The sequence below is a fragment of the Microbulbifer maximicatervae (SeqCode) genome, from assembly GCF_056232625.1.
Genome location: NZ_CP174324.1, coordinates 4,196,761 through 4,220,887, shown reverse-complemented (window position 1 = coordinate 4,220,887; position 24,127 = coordinate 4,196,761). Strand labels below are relative to the sequence as shown.

The 24,127-nt window shown below is 47.1% G+C and carries 15 protein-coding genes and 3 pseudogenes; 11 read left to right on the top strand and 7 right to left on the bottom strand.

The features are described from left to right. Nucleotides 1-195 precede the first annotated feature (195 nt). Nucleotides 196-1,369 (top strand): annotated as a pseudogene (locus tag ACJJI6_RS18490) (IS30 family transposase). A 295-nt stretch (nt 1,370-1,664) separates the two neighbouring features. Here ACJJI6_RS18490 and ACJJI6_RS18485 read toward each other — a convergent pair. Then, the gene (locus ACJJI6_RS18485; protein ID WP_475711598.1) at nt 1,665-2,468 is read right to left on the bottom strand and encodes a hypothetical protein; all 804 of its coding nucleotides are present in this window, start codon (nt 2,466-2,468) and stop codon (nt 1,665-1,667) included. Between the two features lie 317 nt (nt 2,469-2,785). Between ACJJI6_RS18485 and ACJJI6_RS18480 the strand changes: the two genes are divergently transcribed. Both ACJJI6_RS18480 and ACJJI6_RS18475 read left to right on the top strand, forming a co-directional pair. Continuing rightward, entirely contained in the window at nt 2,786-2,932 is a 147-nt protein-coding gene (locus tag ACJJI6_RS18480; RefSeq protein ID WP_475711590.1) for a hypothetical protein, read from the top strand. A 629-nt stretch (nt 2,933-3,561) separates the two neighbouring features. After that, nucleotides 3,562-3,789, top strand: a pseudogene (locus ACJJI6_RS18475) (IS30 family transposase); the annotation flags it as partial. A 121-nt stretch (nt 3,790-3,910) separates the two neighbouring features. Here the strand turns inward: ACJJI6_RS18475 and ACJJI6_RS18470 are convergent. Next, nucleotides 3,911-4,468 (bottom strand): hypothetical protein, encoded by a 558-nt coding sequence (locus ACJJI6_RS18470; protein WP_475711596.1) that lies wholly within the window; start codon nt 4,466-4,468, stop codon nt 3,911-3,913. 318 nt (nt 4,469-4,786) lie between these two features. Here ACJJI6_RS18470 and ACJJI6_RS18465 point away from each other — a divergent pair, with 318 nt between their 5' ends. Both ACJJI6_RS18465 and ACJJI6_RS18460 read left to right on the top strand, forming a co-directional pair. Next, the gene (locus ACJJI6_RS18465) at nt 4,787-4,933 is read left to right on the top strand and encodes a hypothetical protein (RefSeq protein WP_475711594.1); all 147 of its coding nucleotides are present in this window, start codon (nt 4,787-4,789) and stop codon (nt 4,931-4,933) included. A 397-nt stretch (nt 4,934-5,330) separates the two neighbouring features. After that, a pseudogene (locus tag ACJJI6_RS18460) lies at nt 5,331-6,483 on the top strand (IS30 family transposase). A 496-nt stretch (nt 6,484-6,979) separates the two neighbouring features. On the opposite strand, the gene ACJJI6_RS18455 reads toward ACJJI6_RS18460, so the two are convergent. Next, on the bottom strand, nt 6,980-7,774 hold the full coding sequence (locus tag ACJJI6_RS18455; RefSeq protein ID WP_475711592.1) for a hypothetical protein: 795 nt from the start codon (nt 7,772-7,774) through the stop codon (nt 6,980-6,982). A gap of 317 nt (nt 7,775-8,091) precedes the next feature. Here ACJJI6_RS18455 and ACJJI6_RS18450 point away from each other — a divergent pair, with 317 nt between their 5' ends. From ACJJI6_RS18450 to ACJJI6_RS18435, 4 genes are all read left to right on the top strand, one after another. Next, nucleotides 8,092-8,238 (top strand): hypothetical protein, encoded by a 147-nt coding sequence (locus ACJJI6_RS18450; protein ID WP_475711590.1) that lies wholly within the window; start codon nt 8,092-8,094, stop codon nt 8,236-8,238. 139 nt (nt 8,239-8,377) lie between these two features. Then, complete coding sequence (pepN, locus tag ACJJI6_RS18445; RefSeq protein WP_475711588.1) at nt 8,378-11,071, top strand: aminopeptidase N; 2,694 nt, start codon at nt 8,378-8,380, stop codon at nt 11,069-11,071. 266 nt (nt 11,072-11,337) lie between these two features. After that, a complete protein-coding gene (locus ACJJI6_RS18440; protein WP_475711586.1) occupies nt 11,338-11,799 on the top strand; it encodes a GNAT family N-acetyltransferase in 462 nt (153 codons plus the stop codon). 26 nt (nt 11,800-11,825) lie between these two features. Next, complete coding sequence (locus ACJJI6_RS18435; RefSeq protein WP_475711585.1) at nt 11,826-12,887, top strand: Kelch repeat-containing protein; 1,062 nt, start codon at nt 11,826-11,828, stop codon at nt 12,885-12,887. Between the two features lie 77 nt (nt 12,888-12,964). Here the strand turns inward: ACJJI6_RS18435 and ACJJI6_RS18430 are convergent, their stop codons facing one another. Together ACJJI6_RS18430 and ACJJI6_RS18425 are read right to left on the bottom strand one after the other, a co-directional pair. Further along, the gene (locus tag ACJJI6_RS18430; protein WP_475711583.1) at nt 12,965-15,172 is read right to left on the bottom strand and encodes a transporter substrate-binding domain-containing protein; all 2,208 of its coding nucleotides are present in this window, start codon (nt 15,170-15,172) and stop codon (nt 12,965-12,967) included. Between the two features lie 227 nt (nt 15,173-15,399). Beyond that, nucleotides 15,400-16,902: a hypothetical protein gene (locus tag ACJJI6_RS18425; protein WP_444940527.1), complete on the bottom strand. Its 1,503-nt coding sequence runs from the start codon at nt 16,900-16,902 to the stop codon at nt 15,400-15,402. Nucleotides 16,903-17,228: 326 nt separating this feature from the next. On the opposite strand from ACJJI6_RS18425, the gene ACJJI6_RS18420 reads away from it, so the two are divergent. Both ACJJI6_RS18420 and ACJJI6_RS18415 read left to right on the top strand, forming a co-directional pair. Then, nucleotides 17,229-18,779, top strand: a complete 1,551-nt coding sequence (locus ACJJI6_RS18420) for a CocE/NonD family hydrolase (RefSeq protein WP_475711581.1) — start codon at nt 17,229-17,231, stop codon at nt 18,777-18,779. 129 nt (nt 18,780-18,908) lie between these two features. After that, nucleotides 18,909-21,647, top strand: a complete 2,739-nt coding sequence (locus ACJJI6_RS18415) for a M1 family metallopeptidase (protein ID WP_475711580.1) — start codon at nt 18,909-18,911, stop codon at nt 21,645-21,647. Between the two features lie 96 nt (nt 21,648-21,743). On the opposite strand, the gene ACJJI6_RS18410 is transcribed toward ACJJI6_RS18415, so the two are convergent. Both ACJJI6_RS18410 and aptA read right to left on the bottom strand, forming a co-directional pair. Then, the gene (locus ACJJI6_RS18410; protein WP_444926145.1) at nt 21,744-22,328 is read right to left on the bottom strand and encodes an HdeD family acid-resistance protein; all 585 of its coding nucleotides are present in this window, start codon (nt 22,326-22,328) and stop codon (nt 21,744-21,746) included. Nucleotides 22,329-22,723: 395 nt separating this feature from the next. Beyond that, a complete protein-coding gene (gene aptA, locus ACJJI6_RS18405) occupies nt 22,724-24,037 on the bottom strand; it encodes an omega-aminotransferase AptA (protein WP_282930904.1) in 1,314 nt (437 codons plus the stop codon). Between the last annotated feature and the right edge of the window lie 90 nt (nt 24,038-24,127).

The window sequence follows — 24,127 nt, the reverse complement described above, 5'->3', positions numbered from 1 at the left end:
GGACGGCCCAAAGATACACATCAACCGATAAAACCACTTGGCTGACACTGGGTTTTGAAGCCCCCTATGTTATAGGTCGCCATACCAAATGACGGGGCGAGTGATTTATAGAAAAACTCTAGTGACTATATATCTTGGGTTCAATTGATCAGTGCAACACCCCTGTAGGAATATGGCCTATCGGGGGATTATTGAATGAAGCGCATATTTACAGCAGAACAAAAAGAGTGGATTTTCGACGCTTGGAAAAAGGGCATTGGCTTTGGTGAAATTGCCAATGCCATAGATTCTAAGCCTGGAACCATTTTTACTGTTTTGAGAGATATTGGCGGAATTAAACCAATACCCAGAAAACCATCTCCTCAACACCTTACATTAGCCGAACGCGAGGAAATACGTGCAGGTCTTTCTGCAAAACAAAGTATTCGAGCAATCGCTCGCTCCTTGAAACAAAATCCATCCACAATCTCGCGTGAGATTCAGAGAAACCGGGGGCGACGATACTATAAAGCAGTAGATGCAAACAACCGTGCAAAACGGATGGCAAGGCACCCCAAGCCGTATTTGCTAGAGCAAAACCCGAGGCTAAGGAAGCTTGTTTTGGAAAAATTAGCGTTGAACTGGTCACCAGAGAAAATATCGGGTTGGTTACGGAAGAGATAACAGGCTTATGAATCAATGAAGATATCAGCAGAGACTATCTATACAACACTGTACTTCCGTGTGCGCTCAGCATTTCATCATAAGCTAGTAAAGCATTTGCGTCGATCTCACAGTCTTCGTCACAGCAAACAACATTCACGTAAAAGCGAGCGCGGTACTATCAACATCGTCAACGGTACATCGATAAGGGAGCATCCTCAGGAGATACAAGAACGATGTGTTTTAGGTCATTGGGAGGGTGACTTAGTGTCTGGTTCAAACAACACTCATATCGCCACGCTTGTGGATCGAAAATCGCGGTATACGATCATTCTTAAATTAAAAGGGAAAGATGCGACTTCTGTGAACCAGGCGCTTGTTGCTAGGTTTAAAAAATTGCCAAAAGAGCTTCGCCAGTCACTGACGTGGGACCGAGGAATGGAGCTGGCGAAGCACGCTGAATTTACAGAAAAGACAGGTGTTCCAGTCTTCTTCTACGACCCTCAGAGCCCCTGGCAAAGGGGAACGAATGAAAATACCAACAGCTTAATCCGTCAGTACTTTCCAAAAAAGACATGCTTGGCACAGCATACTCAGAGGACACTCAATTAAGTTGCTAACGCAGCTTAATAGCAGGCTAAGAAAAACTCTGAACTTTGCGACACCAAAGCAGGTTATTAAACAGGGTGTTGCCTTGACAAGTAGAACCTACACTGGCCTTTTTTAGGATCTCTTTCTCCATACGCAACTGGTTTACCTCATGTCGCAGGCGGTCTAATTCAGCTCACCCATCAGGACCCAGCCTCACATCACTTTCTTCCTGCTTCAGATTCTTTATCCAGCGTCGTAGATTATTGGTCGTGGTTCTAACAGCTTCAGCTGTCTTAGGAATCGAATACCCTTGCCCGGAGACTAGGGCTACCGTGTCTTTCTTGAACTCCGGCTTGAAATGCCAACGTGTACCTTTGTCATTCTTCACCTCGCTTGGTAGTTTTACCATCTTAACGAAGTGTTCAAAAAGATTAGAGCAATGCTAATTGACGATTAGCGTCTCTAACCGCCCCTTCCGCACGTTTTGCCAGTTTTGCATGTTGCTTTACTGTCACACACCCTCCCTTGAGAGCAAGCAACCTAAGACATGCATTATTGAGCAGAGTAACATCAAAATCAGGACGTATTTCTGTTAAATTATCCACAGTATTCTTTATAGAATCAATGCTATCATCTGTTATTTTCGAGTAATATTTTATAAGTTCTTCGTTAAACCTATTGTCTATTTCTCGATCAAGACCCAACTCAATATAGTGTAAATTTATTGCTTCTTGCTTTACGACTTCATACTTTTCTTCAAATTTTTCTTTTGCAGAGTCTAGCTTCGCCTCAGCGCTTCCAAATTGTTTCTTTAAATTTTCTTTATGCTGACTTAAGCTCTTGTGCAATTCCTGGTGTTTATGAAAGCGGCTTTCTGCCTTATCGAATGCGTTATAATTTTTCACATACCCATTATTGGCTCGCTCGGTTTGGAAGCGATTTTTTGCATTATCACGTTTAGCTTCTAAATTGTTAAGTATATTTGAGCTTAAATCATGCCTACATTCTAAATTTTCCAACTTGCTTTTAAGATCATTATACTGTCCTTGTATCTTTTTACATTCTGCATCTGCACCTTTAAGTTCAGATCTTGCGCGCAGAAAGGGATCTAACTCCTTGATAAGACCTATTTTTTTTGCAAAGCTGCTTACCTTTCCCGTACTTGGCGCCTTCTCCTGTGCCCCCCCTGCTACAGGAGCCGTTGCCGCTCTTGAGCCACAAATTAAAAATCCCATTATGTTATTCCTTATATTATTTATATACTACCAGGCCCAACAAAAGCGTCACTCTTACGGCAAGTCACCCAATTAGGTTGGAATAGTTTACCGCCATCTACCTGCTCATTCTTTTAAATTTGAACTTATTTTTTTAGGTTTTGGCTTACAGAAAAACTATTTAAGAGATCTGCGGAGCTTGCCCATATCCTGGTAGATCGCATCCTTCACCTCAACGGATTACCGTTAATAGAAGATATTCGTAATTGTAGACTCCTGCAGGCCTGACAATCGAATCAGCTCCGGATGAGCCATTACTCAGGCCTTACTTAATTGCTATGAAGATGTGGGAAAAAGGCTTTTATATTCGCTACGGCGGCGACACAGTGCAAATCGGCGTCCCATTTATAGCACAGGCAGAGGAGATTGACGGAATTATCAACGCATTAGCGGAATCCATTACTGAGGTCGCAAACGGCCAGTAGGCAATCCTCGTCTTTTATTATTAACAAGCACCAGATCCCCATGCTGTGTAATAAGGATTTAATAGCGCTACGTCCTATGCAATAGCTACTACATAGGCCATTCAAAGCCTGGAAATTATCTCCAGCAAGAATAGCTGACTGGAACTTTTTTGCCCCGATATATCAACATCCACTTGAAGCTATCCAGCTTGCGATCTACTTTCCGGACGGCCCAGAGATACACACCAACCGATAAAACCACTTGGCTGACACAGGGTTTTGAAGCCCCCTAATTTAGTTCGTCGCCTCCTAGACTCCCACAATAACCGACACACCTGGCGAAAGCGAAAGTACACCAGGTCTGATTTCGCCATGAAAGTGCAAATCGACCATCAGCTAAAAAAAGCTAGCCCCGAACAAGTTGCTGGCCGGATGAAGCTTGAGAAGTGTGATAAAAAAGGTCAGTTGTTCTATTATTTATCGCTGGATAACTCAGCTTGCGGCTTACACGAAAGGCAAAGTTTACTGAGCGTACGGGGAGCAAAGCTCGGCCACTGGGAGTGGCGGCACGGTTTACGGCAGGATAGCTATCTTGTGACTTTAGTTGAGCGAGTCCCTAAGTTGCTGCTCACTCGCAGGGGGCCCAACAAGGGGAAGATCATCGGGCGATCAAGCAGATGCTGAAGCCGTATCAGGCAATATGTAAAACGATAACCTTCGATACCGGAGGTGAGTTTGCTGCTCATCAATCGATTGTACAGCAACTGGGGAGCAAAATATATTTTGCAAAGCCTTATCACTTTTGGGAGCCTGTATGGAACGAAAATACGAATGGTCTACTAAGGTATTTCTTCCCGAAAGGTATAAAATTGGCATGATATCCAAAAACCGTATTAACGATTCAGTATTACGAATAAACACTCGCCCAAGAAAGATTCTAAATTATTTGAGCCCACTAGGGTTTCTAGCGGGCAGGCGTGTGTCACTTATGTTGGCAATCTAGGGAAGCGAACCCGCTAATTCCATGACTCTATTTAATCCAAAAATTTTTAAATTATCTGCTTCCCCTGTTTTTTTTATCTGAGCTTCTTGCTTTTTTAGCTCATCTTCTTGTTTTTTTGGCTTAACTTCTTGTTGTAGCTTAAGTTCTAGCTGCAACTCATTATTATATTTCTTATCATACTTTGCTCTTGCTTCATTCATTTCCTTCTCAGCATTTTTACGCTCTTGGAGATTCTGACTAGTAGCTGGCATACTATTGAACTCAGTTACTTTAGCATTAAGAGTCCTCAATGCTTGTTTAGTTTCATCTTTGAGGTTTTGGAGCTTAAGTGCATTCAGAAAATTCTGCTTGAGCTCCTTCTCTGCTTTTTTCACATCGGATCTAATTTTGTTAACTTCACTGTTACCTTTTTTGCGAAAAGACGGGAATAACTTCTTGAAGCAAGCTATTTTTTTTGCAAAGCTGCTTACCTTTCCCGTACTTGGCGCCTTCTCCTGTGCCCCCCCTGCTACAGGAGCCGTTGCCGCCCTTGAGCTACAAATTAAAAATCCCATTATGTTATTCCTTATATTATTTATATACTACCAAACTCAAAAAAAGAGCCACAATTACGGTAAGCCACTCAATTAGGTTGGAATAGTTTACCGCCATCTACCTGCTCATTCTTTTAAATTTGGACATAATTTTTTAGGTTTTGGCTTAAAGAAAAACTATTTGAGTGATCTGCGGAGCTTGCCCATATCCTGGTAGATCGCATCCTTCACCTCAACGGATTACCCTTAATAGAAGATATTCGTAATTGTAGACTCGCTGCAGGCCTGACAATCGAATCAGCTCCGGATGAGCCATTACCCAGGCCTTACTTAATTGCTATGAAGATGTGGGAAAAAGGCTTTTATATTCGCTACGGCGGCGACACACTGCAAATCGGCATCCCATTTATAGCACAGGCAGAGGAGATTGACGGAATTATCAACGCATTAGCGGAATCCATTACTGAGGTCGCAAACGGCCAGTAGGTAATCCTCGCCTTTTATTATTAACAAGCACCAGATCCCCGTGCTGTGTAATAAGAATTTATAGCGCTACGTCCTATGCAATAGCTACTACATAGGCCATTCAAAGCTTGTAATTTTTTCCAGCAAGAATAGCTAACTGGAACTTATTTGCCCCAATATATCAAAATCCACTTGAAGCTATCCAGCTTGCGATCTACTTTCCGGACGGCCCAAAGATACACACCAACCGATAAAACCACTTGGTTGACACAGGGTTTTGAAGCCCCCTATGTTATAAGTCGCCATACCAAATGACGGGGCGAGTGATTTATAGAAAAACTCTAGTGACTATATATCTTGGGTTCAATTGATCAGTGCAACACCCCTGTAGGAATATGGCCTATCGGGGGATTATTGAATGAAGCGCATATTTACAGCAGAACAAAAAGAGTGGATTTTCGACGCTTGGAAAAATGGCATTGGCTTTGGTGAAATTGCCAATGCCATAGATTCTAAGCCTGGAACCATTTTTACTGTTTTGAGAGATATTGGCGGAATTAAACCAATACCCAGAAAACCATCTCCTCAACACCTTACATTAGCCGAACGCGAGGAAATACGTGCAGGTCTTTCTGCAAAACAAAGTATTCGAGCAATCGCTCGCTCCTTGAAACAAAATCCATCCACAATCTCGCGTGAGATTCAGAGAAACCGGGGGCGACGATACTATAAAGCAGTAGATGCAAACAACCGTGCAAAACGGATGGCAAGGCACCCCAAGCCGTATTTGCTAGAGCAAAACCCGAGGCTAAAGAAGCTTGTTTTGGAAAAATTAGCGTTGAACTGGTCACCAGAGAAAATATCGGGTTGGTTACGGAAGAGATAACAGGCTTATGAATCAATGAAGATATCAGCAGAGACTATCTATACAACACTGTACTTCCGTGTGCGCTCAGCATTTCATCATAAGCTAGTAAAGCATTTGCGTCGATCTCACAGTCTTCGTCACAGCAAACAACATTCACGTAAAAGCGAGCGCGGTACTATCAACATCGTCAACGGTACATCGATAAGGGAGCATCCTCAGGAGATACAAGAACGATGTGTTTTAGGTCATTGGGAGGGTGACTTAGTGTCTGGTTCAAACAACACTCATATCGCCACGCTTGTGGATCGAAAATCGCGGTATACGATCATTCTTAAATTAAAAGGGAAAGATGCGACTTCTGTGAACCAGGCGCTTGTTGCTAGGTTTAAAAAATTGCCAAAAGAGCTTCGCCAGTCACTGACGTGGGACCGAGGAATGGAGCTGGCGAAGCACGCTGAATTTACAGAAAAGACAGGTGTTCCTGTCTTCTTCTACGATCCTCAGAGCCCCTGGCAAAGGGGAACGAATGAAAATACCAACAGCTTAATCCGTCAGTACTTTCCAAAAAAGACATGCTTGGCACAGCATACTCAGAGGAAACTCAATTAAGTTGCTAACGCAGCTTAATAGCAGGCTAAGAAAAACTCTGAACTTTGCGACACCAAAGCAGGTTATTAAACAGGGTGTTGCCTTGACAAGTTGAACCTACACTGGCCTTTTTTAGGATCTCGTTCTCCATACGCAACTGGTTTACCTCATGTCGCAGGCGGTCTAATTCAGCTCACCCATCAGGACCCAGCCTCACATCACTTTCTTCCTGCTTCAGATTCTTTATCCAACGAGGGGGTAGAAAAACTCAGCCCTCTTTTCGTACTGTGCTTCTACGTGAAAAATAGCCTACTAATCAGTGAAAGCTAGATCAGAATTCACGTAGAATCACCATTTATGGTTAATATTTGATCATATCTAAGAAAGCAAAGACATAAATTAGTTTTTCTACTGCCTGAACGTCGTAGATTATTGGTCGTGGTTCCAACAGCTTCAGCTGTCTTAGGAATCGAATACCCTTGCCCGGAGACTAGGGCTACCGTGTCTTTCTTGAACTCCGGCTTGAAATGCCAACGTGTACCTTTGTCATTCTTCACCTCGCTTGGTAGTTTTACCATCTTAACGAAGTGTTCAAAAAAATTAGAGCAATGCTAATATAGACGATTAGCTTCTCTAACCGCCCCTTCCGCACGTTTTGCCAGTTCTGCATGTTGCTCTACTGTCACACACCTTTCCTTGAGAGGAAGCAAAGCATGATATGCATTATTGAGCGGAGTAACATCAATATCAGGACGTATTTCTGTTAAATTTTCCACAGTATTCTTTATAGAATCAATGCTACCATCTGTTCTTTTTGAGTAATATTTTATAAGGTCTTCGTTAAACCTATTGTCTATTTCTCGATCAAGACCCAACTCAATATAGTGTAAATTTATTGCTTCTTGCTTTACGACTTCATACTTTTCTTCAAATTTTTCTTTTGCAGAGTCTAGCTTCGCCTCAGCGCTTCCAAATTGTTTCTTTAAATTTTCTTTATGCTGACTTAAGCTCTTGTGCAATTCCTGGTGTTTATGAAAGCGGCTTTCTGCCTTATCGAATGCGTTATAATTTTTCACATACCCATTATTGGCTCGCTCGGTTTGGAAGCGATTTTTTGCATTATCACGTTTAGCTTCTAAATTGTTAAGTATATTTGAGCTTAAATCATGCCTACATTCTAAATTTTCCAACTTGCTTTTAAGATCATTATACTGTCCTTGTATCTTTTTACATTCTGCATCTGCACCTTTAAGTTCAGATCTTGCGCGCAGAAAGGGATCTAACTCCTTGATAAGACCTATTTTTTTTGCAAAGCTGCTTACCTTTCCCGTACTTGGCGCCTTCTCCTGTGCCCCCCCTGCTACAGGAGCCGTTGCCGCTCTTGAGCCACAAATTAAAAATCCCATTATGTTATTCCTTATATTATTTATATACTACCAGGCCCAACAAAAGCGTCACTCTTACGGCAAGTCACCCAATTAGGTTGGAATAGTTTACCGCCATCTACCTGCTCATTCTTTTAAATTTGAACTTATTTTTTTAGGTTTTGGCTTACAGAAAAACTATTTAAGAGATCTGCGGAGCTTGCCCATATCCTGGTAGATCGCATCCTTCACCTCAACGGATTACCGTTAATAGAAGATATTCGTAATTGTAGACTCCTGCAGGCCTGACAATCGAATCAGCTCCGGATGAGCCATTACTCAGGCCTTACTTAATTGCTATGAAGATGTGGGAAAAAGGCTTTTATATTCGCTACGGCGGCGACACAGTGCAAATCGGCGTCCCATTTATAGCACAGGCAGAGGAGATTGACGGAATTATCAACGCATTAGCGGAATCAATTACTGAGGTCGCAAACGGCCAGTAGCCAGAACCTATTCCTTCTCACTCTGTATAAAAGATTCCCCCTACTGATACGGAAAATTTATATCGCCGCCTAGCTATCTTTAATGATACAAAGTAAATCGCAAATAGTAATTCAATAACTCTATATTAAAAATAGCGCCATGAACAAATATATTCGCCTTACAAATGTATTACTAAAGTACAAAGTGGTTATAGCGATCCTATGTGGTATTTTATTAAGTTCCTGTGAGCAAAGAACTACTAAGCAAGAAATAAGCTCACCAGCAAAGAAAATTTCATCTCCTATTAGAACCACAGCCCCAGGACTTTCAGAATCTTATGCTGACATTCGTCGTCAGCAAATTGCTGAAGTGGACTATCGGCTGAGCATCAATCTGGATAGTCAAGCTAAGAACTTCTCCGGAATTGTGCACGCAGATATCAATTTTAGAAAAATACTTGAACAGCCGCTCACTATCGATTTTTCCGGTGGTGCGGTTGATTCAATCCAGGTCGATGGAAGATCTGTTCCATTTGAGTACAACAACTACTTTATTTCTATTGATTATCAAAATCTACCAGAAATATCCCACACGATTACGGTGAATTATCAACACCCGTACTCTAACAATGGCTCAGGATTACATCGCTTTAAAGACCCCAAAGACGAAAAGGTCTATTTATATACGGACTTTGAACCTTATGATGCCAATCGCCTATTCCCACATTTTGACCAACCCAATTTGAAAGCGCGTTACACCCTGGATGTAAAGGCTCCAAAAGACTGGGTAGTAGTTAGCGCGGAAAGAGAGGAGAGAGTAGAAGAGAAAAGAAAATCGAACCACTGGTTTTTCCCTCAAACCAAGAAATTTTCATCTTACATATTCTCTTTACATGCAGGTCCTTACCACATCTGGGAAGACAAGGCAGGAGATATTCCCCTTCGCTTAATGGCAAGACAGAGCCTGGCAAATTACGTAAAAACGGAAGACTGGTTTACCTTCACCAAACAATCCTTTGAATTCTTTCAGCCCTACTTTGAAATTGATTATCCATTTAAAAAATATGATCAAATACTAGTTCCTGATTTTAACGCCGGCGCTATGGAAAATGTTGGGGCTGTAACATTTAACGATTCTTACATATCCCGAGGAAAAAAGACCCAGGCCCAGCGGATGCGCCTCGCCAATGTTATTGCCCATGAGCTGGCCCATCAATGGTTTGGTAATTTGGTCACCATGAATTGGTGGGATGACCTCTGGCTCAATGAGAGCTTTGCCACTTACATGGCCAATCTGGCTCTAGCTGAAAATAGCGAATTCACTACAGCCTGGGAGAACTATTATTTAGGCGCCAAGCAATGGGCTTACCACACTGATCAACGCCCCACTACCCACGCTATCCAACTTCCAGTTAACAATACTGACGAAGCCTTTGCCAATTTTGATGGAATTACTTATGGCAAAGGCGGCTCAGTACTCAAGCAATTGCCCTACTATTTGGGCAAAGAAGAATTTCGCAAAGGCGTCAGTAATTACTTAAAGGCTTTGTCTTATGACAATTCAACCCTCAATGACTTCATCAACCACCTGGGCAAAGCTGCGGATAAAGATCTTAATTCCTGGCAGCAACAGTGGCTTTACCAGGCCGGCCTCAACACAATTGAAGCCAGCTTCCAGTGCGATGATGACCAAATCAATCATCTGGTAATTCAGCAAACAGCACCAGAGGAATATCCGATATTAAGGGAACAGCGCACACAGCTGGGGGTTTACCAAATGAAAGCTGGAAGTATGAAACGGGTTGCAACCCTTCCAGTGCTTTATGGTGGTGCCAGAACCGAAGTAAAAGAAGCCGTGGGGCTACCCTGCCCAGAGGGGCTATACCCCAATGAAGAAGATTGGGCCTATGTGAAGGTAAATCTGGATGAAGTTACCATCAAGAATATGGCTCAGCATATCAATGATATTGAAGAACCGTTTGCACGACTAATGTTCTGGCAAAGTCTATTTGATAGCACCTATGACGCAAAACTGCCTCTGGATGAGTATATTAGTTTTATAGTGAATAATGGCGCCGACGAAAAGGACATCAATATTATTCGTTTGAATGCCAGATATATTGAATTCACTTACGATTTTCTGACTCAAATCCCCCTAAGTACAAAGCGCCGTAACGAACTTACTCAGACTGTTGAGAGCTTCGTCTGGGGGCAACTACTAGAGGCGGCTGAAGGTAGTGATCAACAAAAAGTCTGGTTTGGTATTTTTACCAATATCGCCCACTCCACTCCAGCATTAAGTCATGCTAGAGACCTGTTAATGGGGGAGTTTGCCATTAAAGGACTGGAACTCGATCCTGATATGCGCTGGAAGCTTATCAAGTTGCAGAATCGTTATCTGTTCTCAGATTATGAGCAGGCAATCACAAGAGAATTGGCAAAAGATAACTCCGACAGATCTAAACTCAACGCACTATCTGCTGAGGTTATTCGCCCCCAACCCGAAAACAAATCAAAGTGGGTAGATAACCTTATATCTAATCGAGAAAAATTCAAGTTAAGCGAAATTCGAAAAATTACAGAGTCCCTTTTCGCACCAGAGCAAATAGAGCTATTTAACATTCACGGTCAACCCATTTTTGATTCACTGGCTCAGGTCAATGAGGATGAATCTCAGGAATTGCTTACTGCTTATGCTTACGCCCTACCGCTAATGTGTTCTAGAGAAAATGTAAATGAGATTACTAAGTCACTAAAAGAAAAACCACAACTTAAGCCCATATTGGTAAAGGCACTAAAAAATCATCGCTACTTCGGAGAACGCTGTATCAATATCGGGAAGCGATTACTTTAAATCCTCTTTAAACTAGCTATTAATGTTGAACTAAGGGCAATATCCAGCCCTTAGTTTCCCTTACCAGGCTTTTGGCCGGGTATTATACGTAATAAAACGGTGCATATTTTTTCTCAATGCCCCCTAATAAAGCATATCTATTGCACCAGCCAACTTATACTTATCCTTCTCTAAAAGTCTTGCTACAGTGACATTTCAAAGCCTAAAAGTTTAACGGGCGTTCCTATTTAAACCATTGTTTTAAAAAGAAAGACAATCAAATAAAGATGTATATATCAGTACAATTAGACGACCTGTCCGACGGTTCCATTAACAATCTTCTTGAAGCTCATCTACGGGAAATGTACCGACATTCCCCACCTGGGAGCGTTCACGCACTAAATCCTGATGAGTTAAATGACCCCATGATTACCTTTTGGGGAGCGAGAATTGATGGAGTTTTGGCCGGCTGTGGTGCCCTAAAAGAGATCAACCCTGATTTGGGCGAAATAAAATCCATGAAAACTCATTCTCTATTCCTGCGCAAAGGCGTTGCCCGCGCCTTGATAGAAAGAATATTGGAGGAGGCAAAGCAACGTAAATATAAAGAGATAAAGCTGGAGACAGGTCGCGCTGAAGCTTTTGCTCCCGCAATCGCTCTCTATCGCCGTTATGGATTTGACGATTGCGCCCCTTTCAGTCACTATAAAAATGACCCTTTTAGCCTATTTTTAGGTAAAAAATTATAGTCAATAGGTATCCCTTATCAGTCAGTATGAGAGTGTTTGTTACCATGGCGCTATCCAGAAGATCCTTTATTAAATATTCCAGCTTAGCTTCCCTTACTTTCGGTGGAGTCAATCTAACCGCTAAAGAAGCTAATTCCAGTCTATCTATATCAAGTCTTCCCAGCCTGGAAATACCTTTACAGGAGATTTACCCCGCAGTCTTTTCTGGTGAGATCTATGTAGCAGGGGGATTTATCCCATCGGATGCGGCAGTTTTCTTCGGTCTCTCTCCAACTAAACAAACACATATCTTTTCTCCAAGGGAACAAAACTGGAGGCATGGGCCCAATTTACCTGAGGTAAGACATCACCTCGGTATGGCCAGTAACTCCAACAGTCTATATGGCATCGGTGGTTTTTTTGGCGATTCAGATAGCGCTTGGCAAGCCCGAAATACCGTTTATAAACTTTCCGGCGAATATAAGCATTGGATAGAAACCAGCCCTCTCCCCCGGCCCTTGGCTGAATCTATTTACACCAACATTGGGGAGAACATCCATGTCATTGGCGGTAGGGCCCCCGACGAACAGTCTAAAAATAGAGATACCAATTCTCATTATGTGCTTACAAGAGGGGATCATTGGGAGCAAGTAGCGCCAGCCAGTATCAAGCGAACCTCCGCAGGTGGGGCAACTTTAAATAACAGAGTTTATGTTGTTGGTGGCCGCCAGGTTAGCGACAATGGTAGCAAGGCCAGGAATCTAACTTATGCCGAAGTTTATGACCCCAGCCTGGATAAATGGGAAAAGATCCGCCCCCTACCCCAGGCTGCTGCCGGACTCACAGTAACCCCATTAAATAATAAATTAATAGTTACCGGCGGTGAGGCATTTGGCCCCAATGGCAACTGGAAGACTGGTACAGCATTTAACAATATTTGGATTTACGATCCAGTCACAGATGATTGGAACAATCAGGGTCATTTGCCACAGGCGCGGCACGGTCACGGAGCAGTAGCCCTAGGAGAAAGCCTCTACTTGATTGGTGGAGCCTCTAAAGTTGGACCGCAAGAAACTCTCGCCTCCGCAATACAGCTGCACTGGAGCTAAGGGGCAGTCAATAATGTGCCCTTGAGCAAACCCACAATGCCTCTGGCTTGCAGAGGCCCACTGATGGGATGCATTAATTAATCGGGAGCAATGCTGCCATCAATATCTGTATAACTCTGATGGCGCTCAACTCCTAAATATCCAATATATCTATCCCGTATCTCACGCACATAGTTAACTGGCTCCCTGCCGCGCACGTAACCAAAACGACTATCGCGATAGTATTCAGGCTGGGACAACAGCAACATGGCCTCTTCAACATGGCCAAACCACTGGTTAGGGTCCCACTTCAGTCGTCGGGCTAACGCCCTGGCATCCCTGACATGGCCGTGACCCGCATTATATGCAGCCAGGGTAAAATAGATTTTCTGCTCTAGGGGTATATTTTCAGGAAAACGTTTATCCAACCACCCCAGATAAGATACACCTGCGTGGATACCGTTTTCAGGATCATACAAATTGTTAACTCCCATCTGTCGTGCAGTCCGAGGTAATACCTGCATCAAGCCCTGAGCACCGGCAAAGGAGCGCGCTTGGGGGTTAAATTGACTCTCCTGGTACATCTGCGCAACCACCATACGCCAATCCCGATCGGTAGCCTCAGTATATTTCTTTACTATGGGATCAAAGGGCGATAGTTCATCAGTGCTGCGCAGGCGCTGCCCTTGATGTCGGAGGATACGCTTTTGCTCCTTGAAATATTTATTGTAAGTAACGTTAAAGAACAGGTCCCGATTGTGCTTGTTCAGAAAGTTATTCAGTTGTTCCAGTAATACCGGCTGGCCAGTTCGAACGGCCCAGGCGATATCTCGCTCCCCTGGCAACTCCCCCACTACAGTAAAGTCATCCCGGTAAGTGCTTTCAATGGCGGCCAAGTGTGAGTCAACTACGGTATAGGGAAAAATACCCCTGGCTACTGCATCAATAAGAAACTCACTGGTAGCGCTTTTTAGACGATGGATCTGTAGCGGCACCATATCTTGCCCGTGCTGCTTTTCCATTATTTTGACCAGACTCTCGTGATAGCTCGTGGTGGGATTAACCACTACTGTTTGCCCAGAAAGCAGGTTCTCGGGAAGGAGTAGCTCTTTATCAAGCACATTTGATTTTGCGGCTACTACCTGTTCCGTAACTGTCATATAAGGCTTGGAAAATGCCAATCCCTGCTGGCGGCGGGCCTCGGTAACGGTAAGGGATGCAGCAATCATGTCCCCCATTCCATCATTCAATGCTTCGACCAAATCCTGATCTTTATCGGGCACAACCATGCTCAGGCGTAATTTATGGTCACGGGCAAACTTCCTTAGCAGATCGTAATCAAACCCCATCAACTCACCGCGCCAGATAAAGTAGGAAGCGGGGTGATTGCGAGTAAGCACCCTTAAAGTTCCGCTCTCCTTTATTGCCTGCCAATCTCTCAGTGGCTGCTCTCGGTTCTGACTGGCCAATACCAATTCAGCGGTAAAGAACTCATTCAACTCACGTCTCAAAGCGATAGCATCTTTACGTACAGCCCAGGCGATAGGCCTGCGGGAATCGAGTTCTGTGGTGGCTGTGAGTTGCGGGTAATCAGTTAGAAATACATCGGCCAAATTACTATCAATAATTGTCGCGGGGTATTCGCCGGCTGCTACAGCCGCGATAAGCTCGCTGGCTGCAACCGGCTTATCGAGGTAAGTGATCCTGTAATTTTCCCTATCGGCTCGCTGCTCCAGGGTTTCAGCAAATGCACTGCCTCGCCGCAGCACGACTTGCAAGGGCACAGCCTCTTCCACCTCGAACTCTTTATGAGTAATTAGCAACTCATCAACATATTGTAATGGGCGGGTAAAACCCAGTGATAATTTGCGTTCTTCGGTGCGGGAAAAATTGGTGGCGATTACATCCCCACGTCCATCAATAACCGCCGGAATTAAATCGGAAAAGTTATCTACGTAAACCCACTGAGGCTTTAACCCCCGGCTACGAGCAAAATTTTCCGCAAGTTTTCGCCACTCTGTTGCAGGTAGTCCTTCTCGTGGTAAGGCGCTCTCCTGGGGGCCCCTTGGGGCCAACAGGCGTAATACACCTCGCTCTAACAGGGCTGGCAAATCTCCCTGCTCTACATAATTTTCAAATTGTGGCTTTGCGGGCTGTTTATTCTGCGGCGTTGGTATCGGTTGTTGGGGAGATTCCGTTAAAACCTTTGAATTTTCTACAACAGGATCTCTATTACTCTCGCATGCGGCAAGCAGCAATATTAAGACAAATAGCGGAAATATAACGAGAAACCGTTTTCTGCTCACAGTGCACCCTTTCTTATTCTATGAGAAGCATCACCCTTAACGCGCACGCTCTGCTTTACAATATGGAATTGCCGCTGTTACAGAAATCGTACCAGTTTGCTGGGAAATTATCCCCTAAAAAAAAGCCCGGCAAAGTCAATTGCCGGGCAAATATACGTTGGCGAATGTCGGATGTCTCTTACACAGAGTGACAAGCCTTTTTTATTCAGTGAGCGCTCTTATGGTTGCTATGATGACTTGGGTTTGCCCTTCAGCTCTGCCAACCTCATTTTTATTTCTTTGTTCTGCTCCTCGTCTGGGAGCTCGAACATCAGCGGCTTCGCCACTCGGGCAAAATACTCCGCATCTTTCTTTTGGTAGAGCTCTTCTGCCAGCCACTGGGCAATATGCAGCTCACGGGGGGCACGCTTGTAAGCCTGCTCCAGCTTTTCCAGATATTCCTCTCGGGGGTAATCCAGCATCTCCATAGCCATCGCCAGGCCAAACCAGTGAGATGCATTTTTCGGTTCTTCCTTCACCAGGAAGTCGAACTCCTCCCGCGCCATTTTCAAGCTGCGAAGATCCCGCTTACTACCGGGCGCTACCGCCTGCTGATTAACCGTTAACCAGGCATGGGCACTCAAGTACCAGAGCTGGCCTCGGTCCTTAGTGGGGACACTGGCTAAAAGATGGCTAGCCTGGGGGAAATTACCCAATCGCAGATCGGCACTCGCTTTAATCGCAGCCAACTCAGTACTGTAAATACCCGTGCTGTAGGCATACTCAATCAACTCATCCAAGGCCAGCAGGTTGTAACCAGACTGGGCGATAAATCCAGCCAGGATGCTCACCGACTCTCTTTTGCTGAGGCGTTTAATCGTAGGGCTGGCCTCTTTAAAGTCCGCGGGGATAGCGCCACTAAAATGTTCAAAGCTATCCGCCTTATAAGTGGCTACATAGGCCTTTTCGATTTCTTTCACCGACATCCCCAGCGCTTCTTCCAGGGCAAGTACTGGGTCGGCACCATCGTTATAGGCTTTGACGAAATTATCGAAATTATCCTGCTTGCCGCTTTTCATCATCAGCCAGTGAGACAGAATCCAACCTCCGGCATAGACATCCGCCTTTTCGTCCGCATCGGTGTTGTACACCGTCGCGCGCAACAGGTCTTCCAGCGGCATAAGCCCGGTATACATCAGGGTCATGGCCCGTTCGCTGGGAATGGAGCCAATTTCGTAGGTGCCTTTTTCCGGGAATGACATGGTTGCCATAAATTCAGCAAACCCTTCGCTATACCAATAGGGGTAGTGGGTAGTGTTGCCGTTATAGCTCAGAAAATGGGTGTATTCGTGGAACAGGAATTCGCGCGCTTTGAGCTGCCTCTCAACGCTGCGACCATCCAGGTTTACCAGGGCATAGTTACCCTCCGCAGAGGTATCGAACAAACCGTTGGTCATATCCGCCAGCTCAACACCCACCAGGTTTGCATAGGTGTCCCGGTCTGCGGCCGCATAAATAGTTAATCGCTCACTTTTTGGATCTGCATCGAGTAACTCCAAGGCCACTGCGCGATAGCGCTCCAGGTCTGCTACCAGACTTTTGACTGCGTTGGGATCACCATCGGTAATCACGCGAAAATTATCACTGTCGACTTCGTACCAGGTCACCTCCCCCAAACCACGCGGCGCGGCGTAGGCTGAAGCGATAAATCCGAAACAAAGTACTAATAGAACAACTGAACGAGAAACCATAGTTCGGGCCACCGAGTCATTGTTGCTGAAGCCCTCCCTAGCTGATTAGCGAAGACGACACAGTACCGGTTTTCACTGATCAAAAAAAGATCAATTTGATCACAAAACGGCTTTTCGCCTGTTTTTGTGTGACCGGAAAGACACAAAATAGATAGCTGTTCACAAACAGTTTTCTGCAGCAGATTGCGACATGAAGCGAGACAAACGTCTCAAATTTAGCCCTGTTTACGTACAAAACTAGGATGAACTCCTATAGTACGGGGTCGACCAAGGAGGGAATCCTGGTCAAAAAAATAATAATGATTTCATCAGATGAGAGAAAACTAATGAATACCAAGCCACTACTGGCGCTGCTTGGCGGCGCCCTAATGTCTGCTCATGCCTGGTCGGCACCGGAATATATCGCCGACGTGGATATTACTTCTTTTGACGGTACGGTCCTGGATGCGAACTTATTTATCCCGGAGACGCCCGCACCAGCAGACGGTTACCCCACCGTTATCTTTACCAACAGCTGGGGGCTGGAGAAGCACCAGTACCACTTCCAGGCCAAAGAGCTGGCAGAAAACGGCTACCTGGTGCTCAGCTACTCCACCCGGGGATTTGGGCACTCGGGAGGACTTGTTGACGTCGCAGGGGATAACAGCCTTAACGATGTGGGAGTCCTGATCGACTGGCTGGAAACCAATTACCCGGTGGGCAAGCTGGGTATGGCCGGAATTTCCTACGGCGGTGGAATTTCACTACTGAGTGCCGCTAAGCACCCTCGCGTCGATGCAGTAGCTGCGCTATCCGGTTGGGCAGATGTAGTAGAAGCTTTGTACCCCAATGAAACCGTCAACCTGGTATGGGGCACGCTGCTTGTTACTACGGCCTTCCAGAAAGAGGCCGAACTCGAGCAGGTATGGAGCAACCTGCGCGACGGCGAAAATATGGAACAGGTAATTAATTTCGGTGCTGAGCGCTCCGCAATGAGTTACGTGGACGAAATCAATCAAAACGGCACAGCGGTGTTGCTCTCAAACAATTTCGCCGACTACCTGTTTAAGCCGAATAGCATGACCGATTTCTATTCCCTGCTCGAAGGGCCCAAGAAACTCATGCTAAACCCCGGCACCCACGCGATTACCGAAACTCTTACCGGTAACAACGGCCATATCTGGTCCACCAGTTTCCGCTGGTTCGACCACTACCTAAAGGGCGAAAACAACGGGATCGACACCGAACCCAAGGTGGATATGACTGTGCGCATCAGCAATGAGCTGGAGCAGTTCGAGGACTACCCGGTAACGGACGAGAGCACCACCTGGTACCTGCAGCCGCGCTTTACCATGTTTAACAATGCAAAAATGGAGAGCGACAAGTACGACGGTTGGAGCTGGAGTAATGAATTCCACGGCGGCTCAGATACCTTTGCAGGCACCGGTATCCCGCTGGTTTCCGATGCACTGGAAGGCTTCGGTATCCCCGTTTACGCGCCCATGATCGCTATCAACGGCTACTACGCCATCGAGTACAAATCACCGATTCAGTGGGAAACCCTGAAGATTCGCGGCGAACCCAAACTCGAAATGTGGGTGGAACCCAGCAAAAAAGAAGTGCAACTCAACGTGCACCTCTACGATGTGGGTCCGTTGGGATTGGGGCGTCTGATAACTCACGCCCCCATTACCCTGCATTCAGACAAGTCTGGGCAAAAACAAAAGTTCGAAGTGGACTTTTTCACCACCAGCTACGATGTCCCGGTTGGCCACCGTGTAGTATTGGCCATCGATACTCAGGGTTATATCTACCAGAAGCCGGAAAATACCAATTACACCATCACAGTGCCCTACAGCAGCAGCAAGGTCTCTAGCCTGACCGTACCGCACCTGTAGGTCTCCCCACAGAAACCCGGCGTTCACTGCCGGGTTTCCTTCCACCTTCCCCTCAGCCCAACTATTTGCATCGCGTAATTTTTCTCCAAAGCGGTACAATCAGCCTTTTGGCTGAGTGCTCCCCCTACCATGAAAAAGAACATCCCGCTCGCCCTGCTAACTGCGGCCCTGCTCTCAGTAGCAGGTTGTAACCCCGCAGAAAAAGCATCGGAACCAGCAAAAACCAATACTGCCCAGGAAGTCGAGGCTAAAGGCCTCGATTTTGATAAGGCTCCCGAAGGGCGCCTGCCCGAGGGCACTACCCCCTTGGATTACCAGCTGGAGCTGGTGTTGGACCCGCGCAAAGACACCTTCACGGGCAAGGTGGATATCGATATCCAGTTAGCGGAAGGTGCCCGACATATTTGGCTGCATGGCAAAAACCTGGATGTGCGCGAAGTCTACGCACAGCTCGATGACGGCCGCCAGATTCCGGCCGAATACCGGGAAGTACTGGACAGTGGTGTTGCCGCAGTAGAGTTTGCGGAGAAGATCGATGCGGGCACTTTCAAACTGCATATCGACTACAGTGCTGCATTTGATCGCAACCTAGCCGGGCTTTTTAAGGTCGAGGAACAGGGCGATGCCTATGCCCTGGCAAAATCCGAATCGATCCAGGCCCGCAAGTATTTACCCGGTTTCGACGAGCCAGGCCTGAAAGCGCCCTTTACCGTCAGCCTGACAATACCCGAAGGCTACGCAGCGATTAGCAATGGGCCCGAGCTGAAGCGCGAAGCGGCAGGTGACGGCATGGAGAAAGTCACTTTCGCCACCACACCACCGATGTCAACCTATTTACTGTCCCTGTCAGTGGGCCCCTTTGACCAAGTTGAGCGCCCAGCCATACCGCCGAGCAAGTACCGCAAAGACCCCATACCCCTGCGCGGCTTCGCCCGTAAAGGTCGCGGTGAGGATATGAACTACATCCTCGATATCACCCCCAAAATGGTGGAGACCTTCGAGACCCAGCTGCAACGCCCCTACCCATTCAAGAAGCTGGACATTATTGCCGCACCCCAATGGCCCAGTGGCGCTACTGAGTTGTCTGCGGCAATTACTTATCGCGAACAGCGTATCCTGGTGGGCGACAACCCCGCTCCCGGCACCCGCCTGGCTCTCGTAGAAGTTCATGCGCACGAAATTGCCCATATGTGGTTTGGCAATCAGGTCACCCCCCCCTGGTGGGACGACCTGTGGCTGAAGGAAGGTTTCGCTACCTGGGGGGAGGCGCTGGCCCTCACCATTATGGAACCTGAAGAGGGGCACGACCTCAACGCAGCGACTTATGCGATCGGCGCCATGCAGCTGGACTCTCTGGCTAGTACCCGCGCCATTCGTGAGCCCATCGCGGACAACAACAATATTCGCAACGCCTACGATTCGATCACTTACTCGAAGAGCCTGGGCGTTATCCACATGGTGGACACCTATTTCGGAGCGGAAAACTTCCGCCCGGCATTGGGGCGTTACCTGGAGACCTTCTCCGACAGCGTGGCCGACTCACCGCCCTTCTACAAAGTGATCGGCCAGGAAACCAACACTCCGGAACTGACCGAGACTTTCCGCAGTTTTGTCGAGCAAAAAGGAGTTCCACAACTGGATATCTCCATGGACTGCACTAGCGATGGTAAGGCCTCGCTAGTGGTTCAGCAGAGCCGTTACAAGCCACTCGGCTCCCCTATCGCCGACGCCAGCGATAAATGGAGCATCCCCTTCTGCTTCAGCACCGATAGCGGCGTGCAGCAGTGCCAGATCCTGACTGAGCCAAGGGAAACCCTGGAGATTACCGGCGGTGCCTGCCCAAACTGGGTAATGCCCAATGCTCAGGGCAGCGGCTACTACCGCTGGAACCTTCCCAAGGCGCAGTGGCAGGCACTGATTAAACAATTTGCCCAGTTCTCTGCCACTGAGCAGCTGTCCATTATCGACAGCGCCTTCTCAGCTTTCGAGGCCGGCAATCTCACTGCGGCACCACTGCTGGAAGTAGTGCGCAAATCCGCAGTGGCGGACAAGCGCCAGGTGATCACCATGCCACTGCGCTACCTGCAGAAGTACCGAGATAATTACCTGGGTGAATCCCAGCGCTCTGCATTCCTGAATTTTGCCCAGAACCTGTACCTGCCGATACTAAATCGCAGCGCCAATAGCAGTGATAGCGACCAGCAGATGCTGCACAGCGACCTGCTAACCTTTATGGCACAAGTTGCAGAAGATCCTGACTCGCGCAAGCAGTTACAGGAAATGGCAACCGCCTTTACCGGCTTTAAACAGGAACGGGATGCGAAGGCGTTAAGCTCTGACCTATACCAGGCAGCCCTGAGTGTGGCAATACAGGATGCGGGGGAGGATTTCCTCGCACACCTGATCAAAGTCCGCGCCGAGCTGGATGATCCCCGCTTTGAAAATGCCAGTGCCAATGCCATCGGTACCAGCAACAATCCCAAGCAAGTGGAAACCATTCAAGCATTAGCACTCAGCGACGAAATGGGGCCGAGAGAATCATTTGGCCTGATCCATTACGCCCTGGCCCAGCCCAGGGTTCAGGAACAGCACTGGGAGTGGCTGCAACAGAACTTTGACAAGGTAGTAGATAAGATTCCGGCCCAGATCCGCCGCCGCACCCCATCACTTGCCGCTGCCTTCTGCGATAAACAGCACCTGGGCGAACTGCAACAACTCTTTGCCCAGCAAGGTGATTTAGCCCCCGGATACCAGCGCAGCCTCGCGCAAGCCGAGGAGCGAATCCAGCTGTGTATGGCACTGGAGAAAAAAGGCAAAGCGTTAATGGGGGCATTGCCGAAGGCAGTCAATCTCGCTGCTAAACAATAAAAAACAGAAGCTGTTATTTAAATAGCAATTCGAAAAGGCCGGTATTACTAAGTAATACCGGCCTTTTTTATTACTGAGCGTATTTGAGTTGAACGGTTATGAAGAAGCGGATTTATTGTGTTTGCGCAGTCGGAAAGATAACCAGATCAATGGCAGTCCCAAAATAATCGCATAGGCACCGATTACCCAGAGCAACGCCAGAGCACCAGCCCCGGGGCTGACTAAAATCGCAATTCCGAAAATCACCGAGAGAACACCAATAGCGATCAACAGCCACTCATTATCAATTTCCTTGCGCAGGCGAACAGCACCGACAATTTCGAAGATACCCCGCACCAGGGCCCAGGCACCGATAAAAATCACCAACACTAATGCGGTAACCTGCGGGAAAATAAAAGTCACAATTCCCGCAGCTAAACTGATCAGCCCCGAGACAATCAACCACCACAGTGGAGTGGACTTATGCCGCCCCATCACCGCCGCAACCAGGGAAAAAATACCATCCAGGAAAGCGTAAACCCCAAAAAGCAACACCAGGGTCAACAGGGACAATCCCGGCCAGACAAAAGTCAGCACGCCAAAAATCACCGCGACAATACCGCGCAGCAGGAGTAGCCACCAGTTTGCAGACAACACCTGCAAAATAGGTCCGGTCGCCAGGGGAGGAGTGTCAGCGGACATAGAAAAGTCCCCAGGTTGAGTAACTTTCCATATTGAAGAGTCCCTTACCATCAGGGAATTGAATTTTTCCCCGGCGGTTTTTAAAGGCAGCCTACGAGCGCGGCCAGGCAGTCGACTCTGCAAAGACTGTGACCGCGCCGCAGACCACTATTTTCAGTGTAGCTCTAAACGACAATAGGGAAGTTACGCAAACTGCCCTGCGGGTCATGAAAGGAGAGGAAGGGAGAAAACTAATAAGGCAAGACTGCACTCGGGACCGTATGAGGCATGGATGCCGATTATGAGTTTACAGGGATGTATACACGGAGCGTCTCGAGAGAAGTATATTCTTTCCTTCTGACACAAGAGTAATTTGGAGAGAACGGCAGCCCGTTCGGGCTGCCGCAATAGCATAATCAGGCCAGAGCGCCGATCACACCACGCAGTTTATCCACGACAGCATCGATCTCGTGCTTCTCGATAATTAGCGGTGGGGACATACACAGGGCATCGCCAATACCTCGGGCCATCACTCCAGCTTCCCAGGCCATACCAGAGACTTTGGCTCCGTATTTCCCTTTCAGATCCTGCGGCGCGCGCAACTCAATAGCGCCGACCAAACCGTAATTGCGCACATCGATCACATTGTCCAGGTCAGCCAGGCTGTGCAAAGCATTTTCCCAGTGCTGGCCAATTTCACCGGCAGCGCGGGTCAACAGGCCTTCGCGCTCGTAAATATCCAGAGTCGCCATACCCGCAGCACAGGCAACCGGATGTGCTGAGTAGGTATAACCGTGGAAGAATTCCACTGCACCATCGGGAGCCGCATTCATCACGGTTTTATAAATTTCGTCGCTGACAAATACCGCACTCAAGGGCACTGTGGCATTGGTAATCCCCTTCGCGGAGGTGATCATATCCGGGGTTACGCCGAACTCCGTGGAGGCAAATGCAGAACCGGTACGGCCCCAGCCGGAGATGACTTCATCAAAAATCAGCAGCAGGTCGTGCTTATCACAAATTTCCCGCAGGCGTTGCAGGTAGCCTTTGGGAGGCAGTACCACACCGCCGGCACCGGCAAACGGCTCAACAATCACAGCGGCAATCTGGTCGGCACCGTGGAAAGCTACCAGTCTCTCCAGGTCTTCAGCCAACTCAATACCATGCTCCGGCAGGCCACGACTGAATGCATTGCGTTCGATATCCAGGGTGTGACGCATATGGTTGGCTTTCACCGGCTGGCCAAAACCCTGGTAGTTGGGAGGAATACCGCCCACAGAAATACCGCCGAAGTTTACTCCGTGATAACCCTTCTCACGGCCGATAAACATAGTGCGAGTGCCCTTGCCGCGTACACGCTGGTATTGCAGGGCAATTTTCAGGGCGCTCTCAACTGCCTCGGAACCGGAATTACCGAAGAACACATGGTCCAGGCCATCGGGAGTGTGCTTTACCAGACGCTCGGAATACTCAAAACCCAACTCGTGACCAAAATTAAAAATAGAGCTGTAGTCGAGTGTTTTTGCCTGTTGGTAAATTGCCTCTGCAATTTCAGAACGGCAGTGACCCGCATTGCTGCACCACAAACCCGCAGTCGCATCAATAACCTGGCGACCGCCTTTCTCCGTGAGATAAATCCCCTCGGCGTGCTCTACAATTCTCGGTGCAGACTTAAAGGTGCGGTTGGGGGTAAACGGCATCCAGAAAGCATCGGTTTGCATCTCAGACATAGTATTAATCTCCGCAAGTTCCCTGAAGTTTCAAACTCTTAAGTAGGGGAGCCACAGGCTCCCGAAAATCTGTTCGGGCGCTTGTCACCT

What these genes read in the sequence shown, in the direction of transcription:
- ACJJI6_RS18485 (WP_475711598.1), bottom strand. Translation starts at nt 2,468, where the DNA reads ATGGGATTTTTAATTTGTGGCTCAAGAGCGGCAACGGCTCCTGTAGCA.
- ACJJI6_RS18480 (WP_475711590.1), top strand. Translation starts at nt 2,786, where the DNA reads ATGAAGATGTGGGAAAAAGGCTTTTATATTCGCTACGGCGGCGACACA.
- ACJJI6_RS18470 (WP_475711596.1), bottom strand. Translation starts at nt 4,468, where the DNA reads ATGGGATTTTTAATTTGTAGCTCAAGGGCGGCAACGGCTCCTGTAGCA.
- ACJJI6_RS18465 (WP_475711594.1), top strand. Translation starts at nt 4,787, where the DNA reads ATGAAGATGTGGGAAAAAGGCTTTTATATTCGCTACGGCGGCGACACA.
- ACJJI6_RS18455 (WP_475711592.1), bottom strand. Translation starts at nt 7,774, where the DNA reads ATGGGATTTTTAATTTGTGGCTCAAGAGCGGCAACGGCTCCTGTAGCA.
- ACJJI6_RS18450 (WP_475711590.1), top strand. Translation starts at nt 8,092, where the DNA reads ATGAAGATGTGGGAAAAAGGCTTTTATATTCGCTACGGCGGCGACACA.
- pepN (WP_475711588.1), top strand. Translation starts at nt 8,378, where the DNA reads ATGAACAAATATATTCGCCTTACAAATGTATTACTAAAGTACAAAGTG.
- ACJJI6_RS18440 (WP_475711586.1), top strand. Translation starts at nt 11,338, where the DNA reads ATGTATATATCAGTACAATTAGACGACCTGTCCGACGGTTCCATTAAC.
- ACJJI6_RS18435 (WP_475711585.1), top strand. Translation starts at nt 11,826, where the DNA reads ATGAGAGTGTTTGTTACCATGGCGCTATCCAGAAGATCCTTTATTAAA.
- ACJJI6_RS18425 (WP_444940527.1), bottom strand. Translation starts at nt 16,902, where the DNA reads ATGGTTTCTCGTTCAGTTGTTCTATTAGTACTTTGTTTCGGATTTATC.
- ACJJI6_RS18420 (WP_475711581.1), top strand. Translation starts at nt 17,229, where the DNA reads ATGAATACCAAGCCACTACTGGCGCTGCTTGGCGGCGCCCTAATGTCT.
- ACJJI6_RS18415 (WP_475711580.1), top strand. Translation starts at nt 18,909, where the DNA reads ATGAAAAAGAACATCCCGCTCGCCCTGCTAACTGCGGCCCTGCTCTCA.
- ACJJI6_RS18410 (WP_444926145.1), bottom strand. Translation starts at nt 22,328, where the DNA reads ATGTCCGCTGACACTCCTCCCCTGGCGACCGGACCTATTTTGCAGGTG.
- aptA (WP_282930904.1), bottom strand. Translation starts at nt 24,037, where the DNA reads ATGTCTGAGATGCAAACCGATGCTTTCTGGATGCCGTTTACCCCCAAC.